General features: G+C 61.0%; 16 protein-coding genes. 6 read left to right on the top strand and 10 right to left on the bottom strand.

What is annotated here, in order from left to right:
• Nucleotides 1–108: 108 nt before the first annotated feature.
• The 5 genes from AB0M24_RS30100 to AB0M24_RS30120 all read right to left on the bottom strand — a co-directional run bounded on the left by AB0M24_RS30100 (nt 109) and on the right by AB0M24_RS30120 (nt 3884).
• Nucleotides 109–624, bottom strand: coding sequence for a hypothetical protein (locus AB0M24_RS30100; protein ID WP_363775272.1), 516 nt, complete (start codon nt 622–624; stop codon nt 109–111).
• A gap of 47 nt (nt 625–671) precedes the next feature.
• Nucleotides 672–866: a hypothetical protein gene (locus AB0M24_RS30105; RefSeq protein WP_363775275.1), complete on the bottom strand. Its 195-nt coding sequence runs from the start codon at nt 864–866 to the stop codon at nt 672–674.
• Between the two features lie 78 nt (nt 867–944).
• Nucleotides 945–3104, bottom strand: coding sequence for a hypothetical protein (locus AB0M24_RS30110; RefSeq protein WP_363775278.1), 2160 nt, complete (start codon nt 3102–3104; stop codon nt 945–947).
• Between the two features lie 292 nt (nt 3105–3396).
• Nucleotides 3397–3570, bottom strand: coding sequence for a hypothetical protein (locus tag AB0M24_RS30115; RefSeq protein WP_363775281.1), 174 nt, complete (start codon nt 3568–3570; stop codon nt 3397–3399).
• Nucleotides 3567–3884 (bottom strand): hypothetical protein, encoded by a 318-nt coding sequence (locus AB0M24_RS30120; protein WP_363775284.1) that lies wholly within the window; start codon nt 3882–3884, stop codon nt 3567–3569. The genes AB0M24_RS30115 and AB0M24_RS30120 overlap by 4 nt, the downstream gene beginning before the upstream one ends.
• 178 nt (nt 3885–4062) lie before the next feature.
• Here AB0M24_RS30120 and AB0M24_RS30125 point away from each other — a divergent pair, with 178 nt between their 5' ends.
• Nucleotides 4063–4605 (top strand): hypothetical protein, encoded by a 543-nt coding sequence (locus AB0M24_RS30125; RefSeq protein ID WP_363775287.1) that lies wholly within the window; start codon nt 4063–4065, stop codon nt 4603–4605.
• 1059 nt (nt 4606–5664) lie between these two features.
• Here the strand turns inward: AB0M24_RS30125 and AB0M24_RS30130 are convergent.
• The 4 genes from AB0M24_RS30130 to AB0M24_RS30145 all read right to left on the bottom strand — a co-directional run bounded on the left by AB0M24_RS30130 (nt 5665) and on the right by AB0M24_RS30145 (nt 9764).
• Nucleotides 5665–7326 carry a hypothetical protein gene (locus AB0M24_RS30130; RefSeq protein ID WP_363775290.1) on the bottom strand — a complete coding sequence of 554 codons (1662 nt, stop codon included), beginning with the start codon at nt 7324–7326 and terminating at the stop codon, nt 5665–5667.
• A 418-nt stretch (nt 7327–7744) separates the two neighbouring features.
• The gene (locus AB0M24_RS30135) at nt 7745–8317 is read right to left on the bottom strand and encodes a hypothetical protein (RefSeq protein ID WP_363775293.1); all 573 of its coding nucleotides are present in this window, start codon (nt 8315–8317) and stop codon (nt 7745–7747) included.
• Nucleotides 8318–8471: 154 nt separating this feature from the next.
• A complete protein-coding gene (locus AB0M24_RS30140; RefSeq protein WP_363775296.1) occupies nt 8472–9332 on the bottom strand; it encodes a sigma-70 family RNA polymerase sigma factor in 861 nt (286 codons plus the stop codon).
• 210 nt (nt 9333–9542) lie between these two features.
• Nucleotides 9543–9764 (bottom strand): hypothetical protein, encoded by a 222-nt coding sequence (locus AB0M24_RS30145; RefSeq protein ID WP_363775299.1) that lies wholly within the window; start codon nt 9762–9764, stop codon nt 9543–9545.
• 596 nt (nt 9765–10360) lie between these two features.
• Here AB0M24_RS30145 and AB0M24_RS30150 point away from each other — a divergent pair.
• Nucleotides 10361–11047, top strand: coding sequence for a hypothetical protein (locus tag AB0M24_RS30150; protein ID WP_363775302.1), 687 nt, complete (start codon nt 10361–10363; stop codon nt 11045–11047).
• Nucleotides 11048–11126: 79 nt separating this feature from the next.
• Here AB0M24_RS30150 and AB0M24_RS30155 read toward each other — a convergent pair whose 3' ends face one another.
• Complete coding sequence (locus AB0M24_RS30155; RefSeq protein ID WP_363775305.1) at nt 11127–11798, bottom strand: hypothetical protein; 672 nt, start codon at nt 11796–11798, stop codon at nt 11127–11129.
• A 378-nt stretch (nt 11799–12176) separates the two neighbouring features.
• On the opposite strand from AB0M24_RS30155, the gene AB0M24_RS30160 reads away from it, so the two are divergent.
• From AB0M24_RS30160 to AB0M24_RS30175, 4 genes are all read left to right on the top strand, one after another.
• A complete protein-coding gene (locus AB0M24_RS30160) occupies nt 12177–14189 on the top strand; it encodes an ATP-binding protein (RefSeq protein WP_363775308.1) in 2013 nt (670 codons plus the stop codon).
• Between the two features lie 338 nt (nt 14190–14527).
• Nucleotides 14528–14764: a hypothetical protein gene (locus AB0M24_RS30165; protein ID WP_363775311.1), complete on the top strand. Its 237-nt coding sequence runs from the start codon at nt 14528–14530 to the stop codon at nt 14762–14764.
• Between the two features lie 8 nt (nt 14765–14772).
• On the top strand, nt 14773–15288 hold the full coding sequence (locus AB0M24_RS30170; RefSeq protein WP_363775562.1) for a DUF6879 family protein: 516 nt from the start codon (nt 14773–14775) through the stop codon (nt 15286–15288).
• A 25-nt stretch (nt 15289–15313) separates the two neighbouring features.
• Nucleotides 15314–16144, top strand: coding sequence for a helix-turn-helix transcriptional regulator (locus tag AB0M24_RS30175; RefSeq protein WP_363775314.1), 831 nt, complete (start codon nt 15314–15316; stop codon nt 16142–16144).
• Nucleotides 16145–16164 lie beyond the last annotated feature (20 nt).

Genomic DNA, 16164 nt, shown 5'->3' on the forward strand with positions numbered 1-16164 from the left:
GTGGGGCTGTAGTCCGGCCGGACACCTGGTCGTTCTCGCAGCGTGGCGGCGGTTTCTGGTGTGCCCCGACAGACACAGGCGAGGACACACCAGAAACACGGCCATCCATCACGGGGCGGTGCCCTCGTCAGACGCGAACCCATACCGACGGGCGTGCTCGGGGTTGGTCGGGTCGATCAACCGGCAGCCGGCCGCAGCGAGGCGCGCGTTCACCTGGTCAAGGTGTTCCCGCACCACCGCGGCCTCCTCAGAAGTGACCGCCCCGCGGTGCGGGGTGCCCGCGTGTTGGAGTGACGTGTAATCCACACGTCCTGCAGGCGATTGGGTACGGCCGACCTTCGCCCGGGGTGCCTGCCGTAGAAGGATCGGCATGGGCTCGACGCCGGCCAGCTTGTTGAACGTCTCCACCTCGACGACCACGCGCTGCGGTTGATCGTCGCCCAGGCTGTGCAGTTCGACGACGGCCACCGCAAGCGCACCATCCAGCAGCGGGGTCACCTCTGATTGGAAGGCCTCCAAGGCGGCCGGCGCGTTCTCGAGGTCTGGATGTTCCAACACCACCAACCGCACGGCCTGGTCGCCGGGTTCAAACTGCCGACCGCTCAAGTCGGAGAAGCTGACCACTCTCTGCCCCATCGGGGGTTACCGCCGTTTCGATTCAAGGCCCGCAGTCAGCGGGCGAGGAAGGTTTGGGCTTGCTGTACGGCACCGTCGAGCTCGTGCCACCAGTTCTTGAGGTCTTCCGTCGCGCGCTCCAAGTTCTCCTTGGCGCTCCAGGCGTAGACACCGTTGATTCGGGTGATCTCGCCCTCCTGCGCCTCGGTCAGGTGTTCGCGGGCATCGCTCAGGCGTTCTAGGAAGTCCAACCCTCGTTGGAAGAGACTGCATTCAGCCCTCAACCGAGCGACCTCACCGGCCAGGTCTTGTAGTCCACTGCGCATCTGTCACCAGACCGCTTCGCCAACAGTCGGCCGCGGTGGCCGTTGGTCGTTGCCACCTCGACGCGCGCCGATGGCCGCTTCGACGGCAGCAACCTCACGTCCGTAAGCCTGCCGAGAGAACAAGCGCACCATGTGGGCGCTGCCCAACGCATTGGGCGGTGGGCACATCCGTAGCGTCATTGGCGGACTCACACCGTCGGAACCCATAAGCCGCGCAACGACTTCGTGGCGACCTAGGTTGAGGACGTCTTCCTCGGTAGTGAACCGGCCGAACTCCCGCACGATGGCGCGTGCGTTGGACGAATCGGTCTGAAAACTGAACTTGGACAAGCTGTTCAACATGACCGTTTCAGCGAGCTTGGGGTTTAGCTCGGTAGGGCCATGCGTCCCCAGCACCGAACAGAGGTTGAAGGCTCGCCCCTCGCGGAGCATCTGAACGCCGGTGTCCAAAGCAAACACCGGTAGGTTCTGGTACTCATCGAGGAACAGCGCATACGGCCGCCTCGCAGCACGAGCCTTGATCGCACCCCAGAACAGATCGACCAGCACCGAGCCCAAGAGGTTCTTCACCTGACTGCCGAGCCCCGCCAGGTTGACCAACACGATCTTGTTGGTCGCCACAGCGTCGCGCAGGTTGAAGCTCGATACGCTCTGCCCGAACACGTTGCGCAGCTCTCGGCGGCCATTCACCTGCCACAGGCGTTGCAGCACCGGTTCAAAGAAGGCTGTCCGACGCTCCACAGTGGAGTACTGGCCGTCCACAAGCTGCCACCAGCGCCGGATTTCCTCGTCAGGGGTTCCCTCAACCAGTCGCGCGGCGTAGCTGCGTTCTCCTTCGGTGCGCGGTGCGTAGAGAATCGGCAAGTCCGCCAGGGTCAACGGCTGCTCAGCCTTGGTGGTGGTCATCGCCGTCATGACCCCGTGGTAGAGCGCAGCAGGCATCCGCACGCCGAGGTGGCCGTAAATCTCTTGGAACAAGGCGTCCAACCCACTGGCAACCGCCTGCGGGTTGCCCTGCTCCAAGACGTTGAAGCCGACCGGCCAATCCGCGTCGGTCACGTCGAGGACGATGCAGTCCTTCACGCGGTGCTCGGGGATCAGGTTCAGCGCCCAATGAAAGAGGTCACCGCGATCGCCCTTGGTTTCGATCAGCAGCGCGCCACCACCACGGGCAACAAACTGGGCGAAGACGTTGGCCTCAGCCACGGTCTTCCCTGTGCCGATTGGTCCGAAGAACGCCATGCCCATCGTCATGGCGTGTTCAGTTAGAGCAGCTGAACGCTCGCGGCCGGGCACGTTGGAATGCCCAACCACGATGCCGGTTGCCGCCACGCTCGGGTGGATGGGCAGCTGTCGCGAACGGCTCTGCGGCACCCCTGGAACCACCGGACTTCCAACCGGCCAGGCGACAACCGCGGCCAACTCATCCTCGTTGAGCTGCAAGGGGTTTGGGTTAAGCGAACTCCCATCGACCAACCGCGCCAGGAGATCGAACCGTTCTTCTGGTGATCGACGCAGCGGGGTAAGGCTGCTACCACCCCGCAGCGAGCCCAGCACCGAAGTCACGGCCATCAAGAGGCGGCCGGCGCGTTCCGGAGATGCAGCACGAACAGCGACCCGCAACACGCCCTCGACGTTGGCGGTCTTCAACTTGGTCTGGCGGTCGGTGATCTCCTCCTTACTCGTCGCCAACCGGTGCAGCAGGAAATTCACGCCCTTGTTGCCAGTCCGCGGTGGAGTTGATTCGACAGGTGCAACGAACGGCCGCATCGGCGGAGCCACGACGAGTTGGATCATCAGAGCTTCGTCGTCTTCTACCTGGAGGCTGGCCAAGACGGCGGCGGTTACAGCCTCGGGGCTGTCAACTGAAAGCGTCCGCCCCCTCGCACTGTCGCCGAGCTCCAGAACGTCAGTCCACATGTGCGTTGGCGGCTGGTGCTCAGGGGTCACGTTGATCCCCGGCACCAAAGCGCGCAGCTGCTGCACGATGGCCGGTGCCTCCACCCTGGGCACGCGCAACCGGTAGGTGAATCCCTTGGCCATCGACCAGAGCTCAAAGCCGATCGGTTTCGAGCCGTAGGGTCGTCCGGCCAAGATGCGCATGACGTTCTTGGTCTGCTTGGTGTCGAGCGATGAGGGGAACAACAGCTCGTAGCCCAGCATCGGGCCAACAGGTGGCCGTGGGGGTTGGGGTTCGTACACGGGAGAACTCCAGGTTCAAGCCGCCTGCAGGGCAGCCAAAGAAGGCGGCCTCCACCGGTCGTGCCGGCGGAGGCCGCTTGAAAAGAGGTTTTACGGAGCCACGGTCAGCGCATGAAGATGTTGGAACGGCCGTACGCAGCCCAGCGCAAGAACAAGCGCCACCCTCGCCGAGTGAGCTGCCACATGACGCCTACGGCGTACCAAACAACCTTGCACGTAAGGTGGGCGACGTACACGACGCGTTGGTTGCGATTCACTCGCCCACCACCTGGCGCATCTGCCGCAAGGTCTTCTTGTATTCGCGGTGCAGCTTGTGAACGGCGCGAGCCTTCTTGGTCAGTGGAACCAACGGGCGGCCGGTGGCGGGGTTGGGCACGAACAACACCACCAGGAGCAGCACGCCAAGGCCTAAAGACAGGACGATCACCACTGGCCGCCGTACGGGTTGCCGTTCTGAGCCTGGAACAGTCCAGCCTGGATTTCGTGCGTCTTCGCCAGCCACCGTGACATCAGCGGGGAGGTTGCCGCGATGAACAGCTGGTCATCGCCGATGAGGTCGCGCCGCCTGCTCTCCAGCTTCACCACGCGATCCATCGCTACCCAGGTGAAGTCGGTAATCACTTCGAGCTGACCACGAGCGATGGCACCCTCGCGGTAGACGGCCAGGTTGTTAGCAAGGAACGCGCGACCACCTGGGCCGCAGGCGAGGCTTGCGTATGGGACTTGTATTTCATTGCGCATCGGTAGGAGAGCTTTTCTGTGCGGAGTGAGTCACGCCTTCAAAGACGCAACGCTGGCTTACCAAGTCCAGCACGACCCCAAGAAAAGTTCATCCCGTTCTAGTCCACAGCTTGTCCAGCAGATGTCCTGAGCTTGTCTTGGCAAAATCTTAGGTTCGTGTTACAACTGCTACTGCAATATGGAAGAAGGCTATTATGGAACTGAGCTCAACCACGAGAACTGGAAAGCGCGAACTCACCCCTGGACATCGGTTGAGGAGGTTATTGAGTGGCGCCGAAAATACCGACCACGCATATACCCCCTGGCAACAAACTTCGTCGAACGCAGCGAAGATCGCGAGCTGGACGCGTTCGGCGACATCATGCACCAGCTGCCAAGTGTTGATCTTGATTTCGCCATTGAGTTGTTTAGCACCATGGCGGTAGATGAGGATCCGGTCATCCGGAAAGCCGCCGCCTTTAACGCCACCAGCCTCTACCAAGCCGATCAAGAAGTCGGCATGGCGCTGTTCATTCGCACGTTCAACGATCTCGACCACAGCGTTCGTGGCCGGGCGTGGTGGTCGGTAGAACGTGCGATACAAGAGGGCCACATCTCCGAAGAAGATGCGGCCCCCATCTTGCGGGAATACGATGTCGCCTACGAGCGCGCCCTGATCCGCGACGGCCGAGCAAAGCTAAAGGTCGTCAGCGACGACCCTCCGACCGCTTCGTCGGATTGACCCAAGGCTGGATATCCAACCCTCTGCGGTGTCGACCTATGGCATAGCCCAGATATTCGAGCACTTCGCCGCAGCGGTCATATACCCTGCTTCGCTGGACGCCGAAAATACCTTCCCCAGCTTCCACCCACCTTTCATACGCAGGCAAGTGGGCCGTTTCAGGGTTGAGCTTTAAGGCGTCCAACACTAGCCCTGCGACCGGATAACCCAGCATAGGAATCACAACTCTAAGCTCGGCTTCTAGCCGCTCTGCACACTCCTGAAGGTTCTCGTCAGGGCATTCACTATCTGGACACAGCGCCCGCACAACCTCTGGTGTTCGCGTGTACAAAGTGAACGCCCCCGCCCCGTGGCGAGTGCACTTGCTGAGTTGCTGACCCAAATCGCCCGGTATTGCTGCCAACTGATTCTCCGCATCACAGGTCCACGCCAAGCGTCCGCGACGGCCAACCAGCTTCACCAGGAGACAACGGACAAACACCAAGTGATAGCCGCCGATGATGCACGACGAAGGCAAGTGACATCTCGGGGGCTAGATGTCGTCGCCACCTACATCAAAGTGCGGACACTAGCAACGACCGTCCAACTTGGACAAGCCAACCCCAAAAAACTCCCTAACGTGACGTTGGTGCACCCTATAGGGTGACAGCGTTAGGAAAAATATACAAAGAGATCACCCGACAGGCTCATGCCAAGAAGTGAACCTTCTGGTCCTGTAAGCAAGCATGTACGAAGCGTAAGTATATTCACATTCAATCATGCGACTACCAAGGAAGCCGTTTGTCACGTGGAACAGCCCGCCTGTTGGTCCATCGTCGGGCAGTGTGGTCAGCCACAACATGGAGGCGGCGGCGTCTTCCGGGGTCCGGGCGTCCTTGCTGTACGACATGCGGGTTTTGGCTACACCTGGCGAGGCGCGTTGACGAGGATGTTGTGTTCCTTCGGCTCGCCGGCCAGCACACAGGTCAGGCCGTTCAAAGCGTCATGGACAAGCAGGAAGCCCGGCCTCAACAGGGGACCGTGCTTCTAGTCGATGCCGTCGCGCACGTCGACCGGCATCTACCGCAGCTTGTTCAGCAGCCCTTGATGCTCCTCCGGGTCTTCCCAGTTGAGTCCGAAGTGATCTGCAAGCTCGTAGAGGAAGTCCGTGGCCATCTTCAGGATGTCCGCGAACGCCTTTGCGTGGCCCTTCTCCTCCAGGCCGAAGAACTTGGCGGGCTTGGCGTAGTTGCTCCCCTTGACGTGCGCAGCGCCGTTACGGAGCTCTTGCAGGTTGCGGTACAGACTGAGCCTGGTGTCCGCAGGATGGAAGTTCTGGCTCGCGAGGTAGCGCTCAAACCTCGCGATGCTCCCCTCCTTCTCGACCTTCGCCAAGGTCTTGTCGAACTCCTTGCCGTTCAAGGACTCGATCAGGAGCTTGGTCAGCGAGAGGACGACGCCGTCGAACTCGGCTTCGTTGCCATCCCTCGGAATGTGCAGGGTGCTCAAGTGGTGCGCGTCTGGGGCGCTCAACGAGCGAAACAGGTCCCACCCGAACTTCTCGTGCCAGTCGCGCCTAAACATGACGTAGCGCGAGCGGAAGAAGAGGTCTGGCTCGCTCGGCTCAACCCACAGGGCTAGGAAGCTGCGCTCGAAGGCTGTCTGGCTGATCGTCCCCTCGGGCGGGATGTTGAAGCTCTTCCAGTACAGCTGCTCCTTGTGCGGCAGATCGCCCAAGTCGCCAAGGAAGGCGGTCACGTACTCGTGGTGGTTGTTGTCGATCCGCGCGCTCCACGAGCCACCACACGAAACGCGGCTGTCAGTGACCTCGTAGCGGTCAGGTGACCTGTAGTACTTGCCCAGCACCTCCCGCTGAAAAAAGACAGGGGTCAGGTAGTTCGGCGCGCCTGGGTTCATGCCGAAGTTGTTGGACAGCTGCGCCTTGTCGCACGTGAAGAGCAGGTCCTCGCCGTCCGCGTCGACGCCGTAGATGAACTGCTCATACTTGCGCTTGCGCTGGAAGGGATCACGGAAGCCTGGGTTGCCTCGGACTACTTTCTTCCCGCGCAGCAGACCGCAGGAGTTGGACGCCTGATGCGAGGCGATCTTGTCCCACTCTTCGACGAGGCCCCGGTATGCCACGTTGTCTGTCCGCTTGGTCCAGCGCGTCTCAGCCGACAAGCCGAGGTCTTCCAGAGTGGACGGCGAGAACCTGGCGTACTCGAAGAAGATCACCAGGCACATGTCGCGGACGGTCAGGTACTCCTTGAGGTAGCGGAGCCGGACCTGCACGGTGTCCGCGGTGATCCGTGCGACGACGACTTCATCTCCGGCCTCGTTGTACTGGAAGTACTCGCCAGTCTTCTTGTCCTCGTACAAGCCGAGAAAAAGCCGGAACTCCTCTGAGAGCTCGCAGTAAGACGGCCTCGGACCTGGGAAATGGCGACAGAGCACGAATGGCTCGACCGGCTCTTCGCCGATGCGCACGTAACGGTACGAGTCCTCCCCGGGTCCCTCGAGGTGAGGGCCACCGTCACCGGGCGTGAGATCCCAGTTGGTGTCTGACAACGACTCGTCGAGATGATCAGGACTCACCAGCGCGCAGAAGATCGTTTCTCTGCTGTCGTCGGTGTCGTCCTTGAACGAGTACAGGGTGAGCCAGTCTTCTGCACCCAGCTTGTGCTCGGCGTAGTGACGGAGATCGTCAAACCTGAGCCACGCTGCATCATCCCTGGCGTTCATCTGGCTCTCTCAGAGGTTGTGGAAGGTGGCGACCAAGCCGACGGCCGGCGCGTTGCGTTGGATCGTTCAACCTTGAGCGCGCATAGACAAGCGATTAAGGCAGGGTCAGCCACGCCCGCGGTCAACGGCTGAGAGCTACCTCTTCAAGCACTTCGCCTTCAGCAAGAGTCCGGCCTCGGTAGATGACGACCTTCACTGACGTGGCGTACGTTCCAGCCCGGAGCCCTACCTGGGCGGTGGTGCGAGCCAGCTGAATACTCTCAAAACCACCTTGCGAACCAAGTTCCCTGCTAGCAGCATCCAAATACGCGATGCCGATCTCTCTACCGCCAATCACTGTACCTCCCACATGTCCGGCGATTAGACTCTCAACGACCAGATAACAAATTTCATAGCACCGCACCGATACCTGGCGAACCTAATAGAACTGGCAGACACTATAGGAAATGGGATTGAAACCCACATCCACTGTCGCTGCCGCACGTTGCCGATAGGCCGCCATAACCGCGACGTTAATAACAACCGGGACCATCTGGGCCTTACGCTTATGATCTCCATATACCACGATGTAGCCTGGCGATAAAGTGGTGGCGGGAAACCCCCAGAGAGCGTCTCCTCGCCCGAGATTGATCACATCGAGCGCCTGCAGGGCGTCAGGGGAAACGATCTCCGCACAATCCGATCCAGCAGGTAATCCACCAAGCACGAAGTTGGAGAGGATGCTGTTGACAGCACCTTTCTGCTCCGGCCACCGTGTAGCCACACCTTGAAGCGATTGAATGGCGGCAACTCGCATTAAAGCCTCTTTGGATGCGAGTTGTTCAGCAGCCTTACTGAAGCGGTCATTGATCTGCGCCTGTTCAGCTAAGTCAAACTGCTTCTGAGACACCCCGACTGACTGTTGCGTGAAGAGGAGTCCCACCACAGCAACGAGCACGCCAAGCTTGGTCCAGCCGTCCCAAGTCGCAAATGAATTCAACTTAACGAGCACCGAACTGGTTCGCGATCGCTTGCCGACACGAGCAGCAACCATGCGTCTGACTTGCCTGCGATGCAGCACTACTTGCGGAAGCGGCGGTCTTCGCCGTGGCGACAGGTTAGACATCTCGCGACCAGTCCTCCATCGAATAGAAGATTGGCGACCCCTATTTATCTGAACACGCGTCGACCCAGTATCGGCTTGCTGGGCAGGTGTCGTACTCGCGGGCCGATACCACCGACCAACGTCGGGACTTGCTAGCAAGGAGCTCACGTAGCTCCTCCCGCGCGCGACGCACACGACCCTCTACCGCCCTGGTCGAAATGCCTAGCTCCTTGGCAATCTCATCCTGCGGCATCTCATGCGCCACTAAAAAGACCAACTTCTGCTTTGAGCAGCTCAGGTCAGCGATAGCAGAGCAGATCGACTGCCTTGCGAGCACTGTATCTTCCGCAGAGCGAGTCGTTTCAGCATGGAAGAACTCATAGTCCACAACGCCTGCGGCTAGGTTGTGTGTGAGCCACTTTGCATGGGAACGCTCGAACCGCCGAAATACGTTTGGGAAGCTACGAACGCAAGCACCGACCATGTAAGTCGATAGAGACGTCTTCTCGCTGGGGTTCCAGGCACCTTGCTCCAGCTGATCACGAAAGAGCCTGATGCCCTCGACCACCGTCTCAGCGACGAGGTCCTCGGCATCATCAGGCGTGAACCAGTCAGGCTTGGCAACCGGTCGGCCGTGCCTGGCTGTCTCCATGAAGATTCGCCCAGACCTGATGAACGACTCCATGACGGGCAGGGCGTAGGCAATCAGTTCATTGAGAAGCGCTTCAAAGCGCGGGCCGCCAAGGCTCTCTTCCTTCACGTGGTCAAGGAGGAGCTGATCCGCCCGCCAGCGCGATCCAGGGCTGACGAAGATGGCGCTGTAGTCCTCAAGAGTCGATTCAGGAGGACCAGCTGCCTGTGTGCGGGCGGCAGACAGCTCCTCTGGGGCGTCTGCCAGCTCTCGATCAAGGACGTTGGTCACTGATGGCTCCATCATGTGGGCACCCGACCAGGCCATATGTGAATTTTTCAGCATCGCGCGTGGGATGACCGCGTTACTCTGACCTATGACCGGGTGTGCAGCGGCTAGTAAGACTGTCCCGATGTGATCTCGGGACGTGGCGCCGGGCAGTGGGGCTGGAACCCCACCACCCGGCTTGGTCTCACCTCCGCCTCTGCGCTTGCGGTTGAACTAGTTGTCGCCTGGCCAGACCTCAGAAATCAACCAGGTGACTGCGGTTCGGAACGCCCAGGAGAGGGCCGCTTTGGCCAACTTGCGCCATCGCGCCTTCTTCTGGGTGTCCTGCTCTTCGGGCGTGCCGTCTTGAGGCTTCACAGGCTCGGCCGTCGGCCTCGCCTGCTTGTCCTCGGGCTCCAGCGTGTTGCCGCCGTCTGAACCGGGGGTGCTGCTCATGATCACCTCCTCGCAGCGATGGAGGCTCTCCCGCAGAACGGTTCGTCCTGACCGTGAGGCCGGTTGAACCGGTCATCACGAGCGAGCACATTCAGTTGTAAGCGGAGCGCCCTCTGCGCACCGCCGAGCCGGAGTTAATCACGAACCCTTAACAGGTTCGTAACCACCCCTTAAGTTGACGCGCCGGTCAAATGTGGAACCGATCCCACACCGGAACTTCCCGGTATAGGAAATAAACCCAACAATGGGCCGTCAAACATGAAATCCGGTCATAAACTACTTCCGACCTGCAGCATGACCAAGAGAACTTGATCTCGGAGCCGGTGAACCTAGGACGTTCAGTTCACCCAGAGCACTCCATTGAGCGGAAGATCCCACCTTTGTCGGCGTAGTCCGACAAGACCTCGCATCAATTGCCACCGTGTGGCAGTAAGGGCGGGTCCGCACGCTCCCAGTCTCCGTACATATCGAGCGGTAGGTCGCGCCCGTTACACCCCTCTGCCGGCCGAGTCGTTGACGGCCCCGTTCACCCTCGCGCCGCGGCTCACAGGTATTCCGTTCGCCAATCCGGGAGCCGGCGGCGCACTCTGATGGCCGTGACCAACACCTCGATGCCCATCGACAAGGTGATCGCGCTCAGCGACGAGGTGGACGCCGCCGCGTCGCTCCTGCGGCACGGGCTGACGGCGCTCAAGTCCTATGCCTTCGCGTCCCGCGACGCCGACACCGTGTTCGTCTGCCTGGCGGGCGGCACGGAGAAGCTGCTCAAACTCAGCACTGGCCTGCACGCGTTGGATACATCGGGGAGCTGGCCGTCGAAGGCTGTGATGACAGGCATCGGCCACGACATCGTTCAGCTGCACAATCACGTGCGAGGCCTCATCATTCAGAACGCGCCCACCCGCAGCACAGTTCCCGGCTACATCGGCGAGCTAGTCGACAAGGTGGACAACGATCCGCACATCGACAGGGTGTTGGAAGTGCTCGGCACCTATGCCATCAGGGGCAGGTTCTACAACCTGGACCATCTGGCCGACACTCCACAGCCAGGCGATTCCCCAAGGCAGCTGTGGGAAGCCCTGCACCACGGACTGCTCAAACTCCATCCTCACTTGCTAATGCAGTTGGCGTCCGTCGACCAGTCGCAAGCTGCGCGGGCGGAGCTCAACCAGCTCATCGTCAACTCGATCGTTGGTTGGCGGGAGCTGATCATGCGAGCGTGGCGAACGGGCGTGTTCGGAAGCCTGGGGAAGCAGTGGGCTCCGCTGCTTCTGCCTGCCTGAGGCCCGCATCTTCCAGAAACAAGGTGTGATCAACAGCAGCCGATCGCCCCTCGTCAAAGTTCCCCTGCACTGCTCAGCGTTAATTCGGCTCTTTAGCGCAGGCGTCGTTCGACGTGTTCGCCGCGTCCTTCCGGCTAACGCGTACCTTGTCCACGATTTTGATCCCGTCTTCAGTCAACTTGGCCAGGCTGTAGGGCAGCGAACGGACATTGTCTGCGCTGTACCTCGACAGAACGCCGTTTGGCACGTCATACGCCACAACATCGAAGTCTTGGTTGTAGTCGCCCAGAGCGCCGACGTACACGGGCCACGCCGACCCGTCGCCACGTTGATCCCGCGGCAAGTAGTAGTTGGAGTCCTGCTCATGAACTGGTGCAGCCCCAAAGCGCCGCGTGTAACCCTCCGGTGCAACCCCACTGCCGCGCACCTTGATACATCGATCAACCTTGTCGTTGGGCGTCGGCTTGGTTATGACACCCGACAAGGGCTGCGCCGTGGTAGTGACCGGAGCTGCAGTCGTTGCGCTGCCTGAAGAAGCGCTCGTAGCCGTCGTAGTGGTCGAGGACGACGATCCAAGAGAAATCCTCAGGTCGAAGACCCCAATGAGTGCCAGCTGAAGACCCACTACGAGTGCGACGGTGGCCAAGATCGTCTGCCACTCGCGGCGGCCTCGCGTTGCGACGAGGTACGTCAGAGCAATAAGGAAGCCCACCCCGCCAAACCCAGTTGCAGCCACCGAGAAGTCGTTCATCCCTGCACCTTGAAGCCACAGGGTTACTGGAGCGAGACAGTCTGCGACGAGCGAGACGATTGGCAGGAGCGACCGAAGAAGGGCAGCAAGCCGGTCTCTCGGGTCTCTTGGAGGTTCTGGCGATGTACTGCCGTCCGACACTGCTGCTCCATCTCACGGGCTTGCGGGCTGAGCCGAGCGCCTCATGCAGCTGAGCGCTCATGGACACGGACGCCTGGGATGGCGGCTTCGTACAACTGCACGCTAGAGACCGCCCGATCGAGTGACGGGTTCGTCGCCCAAGCACCGGAAGCCATGTGCGTCGGACCAAGCGGAACTTGCTGGTCTGGATGGCTGTAGCTGCCAGAAACTCACGACGCTCTGTGCTTGGATGCAAAAATGGCGAGGATCACCGTCGCACTGAAGAACGACCACCTTGCCCGGCTCGTACGAGGGCCGAGCACTGGCTTGGCCGAGCTCATTTGGAATGCGCTCGACGCCGACGCCAGGAAGGTCGACGTGGCCGTTGGACTTACCCCGCTCGGGGCTGCCGACGAGATCATCGTGACCGACGATGGCCACGGCATGGATGAGGACGACGCCAACAAGGGCTTCGAGGCCCTCGGCGGTTCGTGGAAGAAGGAAGACAAGGTCTCTCGCGGCGAGCAGCGACGCCTCCACGGGGAGCAGGGGCAAGGCCGGTTCGCGGCGTTCGGGCTGGGCGAACGCGTCAAGTGGGTGACCGTCGCTGGCGAGGAAGGCAGTCGTCAGGAGATCCAGATCGTCGGGTCCCGGAGCAGTCTGCGCGACTTCGACATCTCACCACCGATTCCTGTGACCTCGCGCTCCGGTACTCAAGTCACCGTCGAAGGTCTGCCGGAATCAACAGCCCGGTGGCTGGACCGCGAGACCACAAAGGACAGTCTCGCGACGACGTTCGCGATGTACCTCGAGTCCTATCCGCAGGTTCAGATCACGTTCCGCGGCGACAAGCTCGACCCGTCGTCCATGCAGGAGAACCGGCAGGAGTACGAGCTCGACCTGACCAAGGTCAAGGAAAGCCACGAGATCGAGGGCACTCCGAAGCTCGTGATCATCGAGTGGAACCGGCAGGTAGAGCGGACGCTCTACCTGTGTAACTCGGACGGCATGGCGAACGGCGAGACCAAGGTAGGCATCCAAGCCCCTGGCAGCGAGTTCACGGCCTACTTGAAGTGGTCCGGCTTCGCCGGACATGACGTACTTCTGGCAGACCTGGGTGCTGAGCCGATGACGTCCATCATCGAAGCCGCCCGCGACAAGATGCGCGAGCACTTCCGCTTGCGCGCCATCGAACGTCAGCGCGCCATCATCCGCGACTGGATCGCAGAAGGCGTGTACCCCTACGCCACGCCGACCACGACGCAGACCCAGCTCCAAACCGCAGAGCGCCAAGTATTCGACGTCGTCGCTTACGCCGCAGCCCCTGCAGTCAACGCTGGTGACAAGCAGGCGAAGAGGCTCTCTCTGCGTCTGCTCCGGGAAGCGGTGGAGACCAACCCTGGCCACCTCCACAATGTCCTCAAGAGCGTCTTGGAGTTGCCGCAGGACCGCATCGCGGAACTCAGCAAGCTCCTTGAGCGCACGACGTTGTCCTCGGTCATCAACACGTCCAAGAAAGTCGCTGACCGCTTGGACTTCCTTGTGGGGCTCGACGCCGTGCTGTTCGACGAGGAGCCTCGGAAGCAAACCTTGGAGCGTCGCCAGCTACACAGGATTCTCGCCAACGAGACCTGGCTCTTCGGCGAAGAGTACGCGTTGACCGGTGACGATGAAGCCCTCACGAAGGTGCTGCGTAAGTACTTGGAGTTGCTGGGAGAGGACGTGGAGCTGGCCGACAACGGGCCAGTCCTGAGGCATGACGGCACCAATCCAATCCCTGACCTCGTCCTGTCGAGGAAGAGCCAGATTGCGCAGGATCGCGTCGAGATGCTCGTGATCGAACTCAAGCGCCCCAAGGTGACGATTGGCAAGGCGGAAGTCGGCCAGATCGAGGAGTACGCCCTAGCCGTTGCAAGAGACGAGCGGTTTCAGCAGCCGAACGTCACCTGGGACTTCTGGGTCATCGGCAACACCATCGACGAGTACGCCGAGTCCAGGCGTGACCAGGTCGGATTGCCATATGGGTACATCCAGCGCTCAACGAGCTACACGATTCAGGTCAGGACCTGGGCCGAGGTGATCAACGCCGCCAAGCACCGCTTGAAGTTCGTCGAGAAGAGCCTTAACTACCAAGTCAGCCATGACAGCGGGCTGGAGTATTTGAGGACGACTCACGCCAAGTATCTACCGCCCGTACTCGCCGACGAAGGACCAGACAGCGGCGAACAGGCCGAAGCGCCAACTGACGCTCTCGACGAAGAAGCCAGCTAACAGGCGATCGCAACGTCTCGAGCCGCGTCCCGAGGACGTTGCGATCTTTTAGCCGCCGCGGCCAACACACATGTCAGACCGTTCATGGCGGTCATCGACCTGCCAGAAGCCTCGCCCGATCTCGGACGTAGAAGCGCGACACCAAGGCCGCGACACGAGCGGATGCCGGCCGGACACGTAGACCGGATCAATCACCCATTCCCTGCGGCGCGCCTTGAACACCTGGTTCTACCTGCGCAAACTTCTCTCAGTCCGGCAGACGCACACCTTGACGCCCTCGACGGCATCCGGGACGCTGATGGAGCAACATCCAGCAAGTTGCTCGAACAGGAGACCCAATGCGTGCCCGCTTCCTCGGCAAAGACCCCGAATCGCAGATCGACAACTCGCCGACGCTCTTCGCTACCGACCGGGAAGACCGCGTCACCTACATCGCTCAAGGCTGGAAGGTGACCGATCCGCAGGTACTGGCTGACATCGGCCCGGTCCCTGACCATGAGACCTTGATCGAGATCCCCGAGGACGTCTTGAAGATGTACGCCCTCCGCTACGCGCAGCAGGAGGGGCAGTCCTGACCGAGCTGATCAAGCCGGGTCCGGAGTTCAGGGACCTCTTCCACACCTTCGAGCACACAGCCTTCCGCCTGGAGGTATTCGACCAGTACGACGCCTCGTACGAGAATGAGTCGCTGCGTAAGTTCCTGGCTGGCGAACCGGATGACCGGCCCTGGATGCAGAGTTGGTTGACGATGCTCGGAGAGGCCACCGCGGAAGGTCGACGTTTTAGCCGCGTGCGTATCGTCACGATGCCGCTCACGGACTACAGCCGCTTCGGGGTGTGGTGCTCGCAGTTCACCGGCGGTGCAGGTGAAGACATCCGCTATCTTCCACGCGACCTGGCCGGCGGCCTACCAAAGCACGACTACTGGCTGTTCGACTCGCGCAAGTTGGTCCGGATGCACTTCGATGATCAGATGGCCTTCCTTGGTGGCGAGGTCATCCAGGATCCAGCCGAGATAGTTCGACACAACTACTGGCGTGATGCTGCCTGGCATCACGCGATACGGCGGGACGACTTTGCCACAGAACAAGGCCTCTAATGTCTCAAACGTTCACGAGGCACGGATGGCACTTGGCAAACGACTCCGCGAGCTGCGCGAACAAGCCGGACTAACCGGCAAGCAGCTCGCGGAGCCTCTGTCATGGCAGACTTCAAAGGTCTCCAAGATCGAGAACGGCAAGCAAACGCCTACCGTCGCCGACATCGAGGCTTGGACGAGGGCAACCGGCAGCGAAGATCAGAAGCCCGCGCTGCTCGCATCCCTTCAGACGCTTGAGATTCAACATGCCGAGTGGCAACGCATCCTTCGAGGCGGCGTCCGACCAAGGCAGAACTCGCTGGCGGAGCTCGACCAGAAGACGCGGCTCTTCCGGGTGTTCGAGTCCACGGTGATCCCCGGCCTTCTCCAGACATCCGAGTACGCCCGTACGCGCTTCGCCGAGGGCATCCGCATCCTCAAGCTGCCCAACGACATCAACGCGGCCGTCGAGGGCCGGATGAAGCGGCAGGACATCTTCTATCGGCCAGACAAGCGCTTCCACTTCGTTCTGACCGAGGCCGCGCTCCGCTTCCGCCTGTGTTCGATACCCGTCATGCTCGGCCAGCTCGACAGGCTCGTTTCACTGTCGGCGCTTCCCAACGTCAAGCTCGGGATCATCGGCTTCGAGACCCAGTACACCGCGTCGCCCTGGCACGGCTTCTGGATCTACGACGACGACAAGGTGCTGGTTGAGACGTACTCGGCAGCCTTCAACCTTGCCCAGCCCCAGGAACTCGACCTCTACAGCAACGTCTTCAGCGAGCTGGCGGCTGTCGCAAGCTACGGCCGGTCTGCCACCGCAATCATCACCCGCGTGATCAACGATCTGGTGCAGCAGCTCCCCGAGGAGGAGTAGCGCCGAGTTGCTTCCGCGCC

Source organism: Lentzea sp. NPDC051838, from assembly GCF_040681245.1.
Lineage (GTDB): Bacteria > Actinomycetota > Actinomycetes > Mycobacteriales > Pseudonocardiaceae > Lentzea.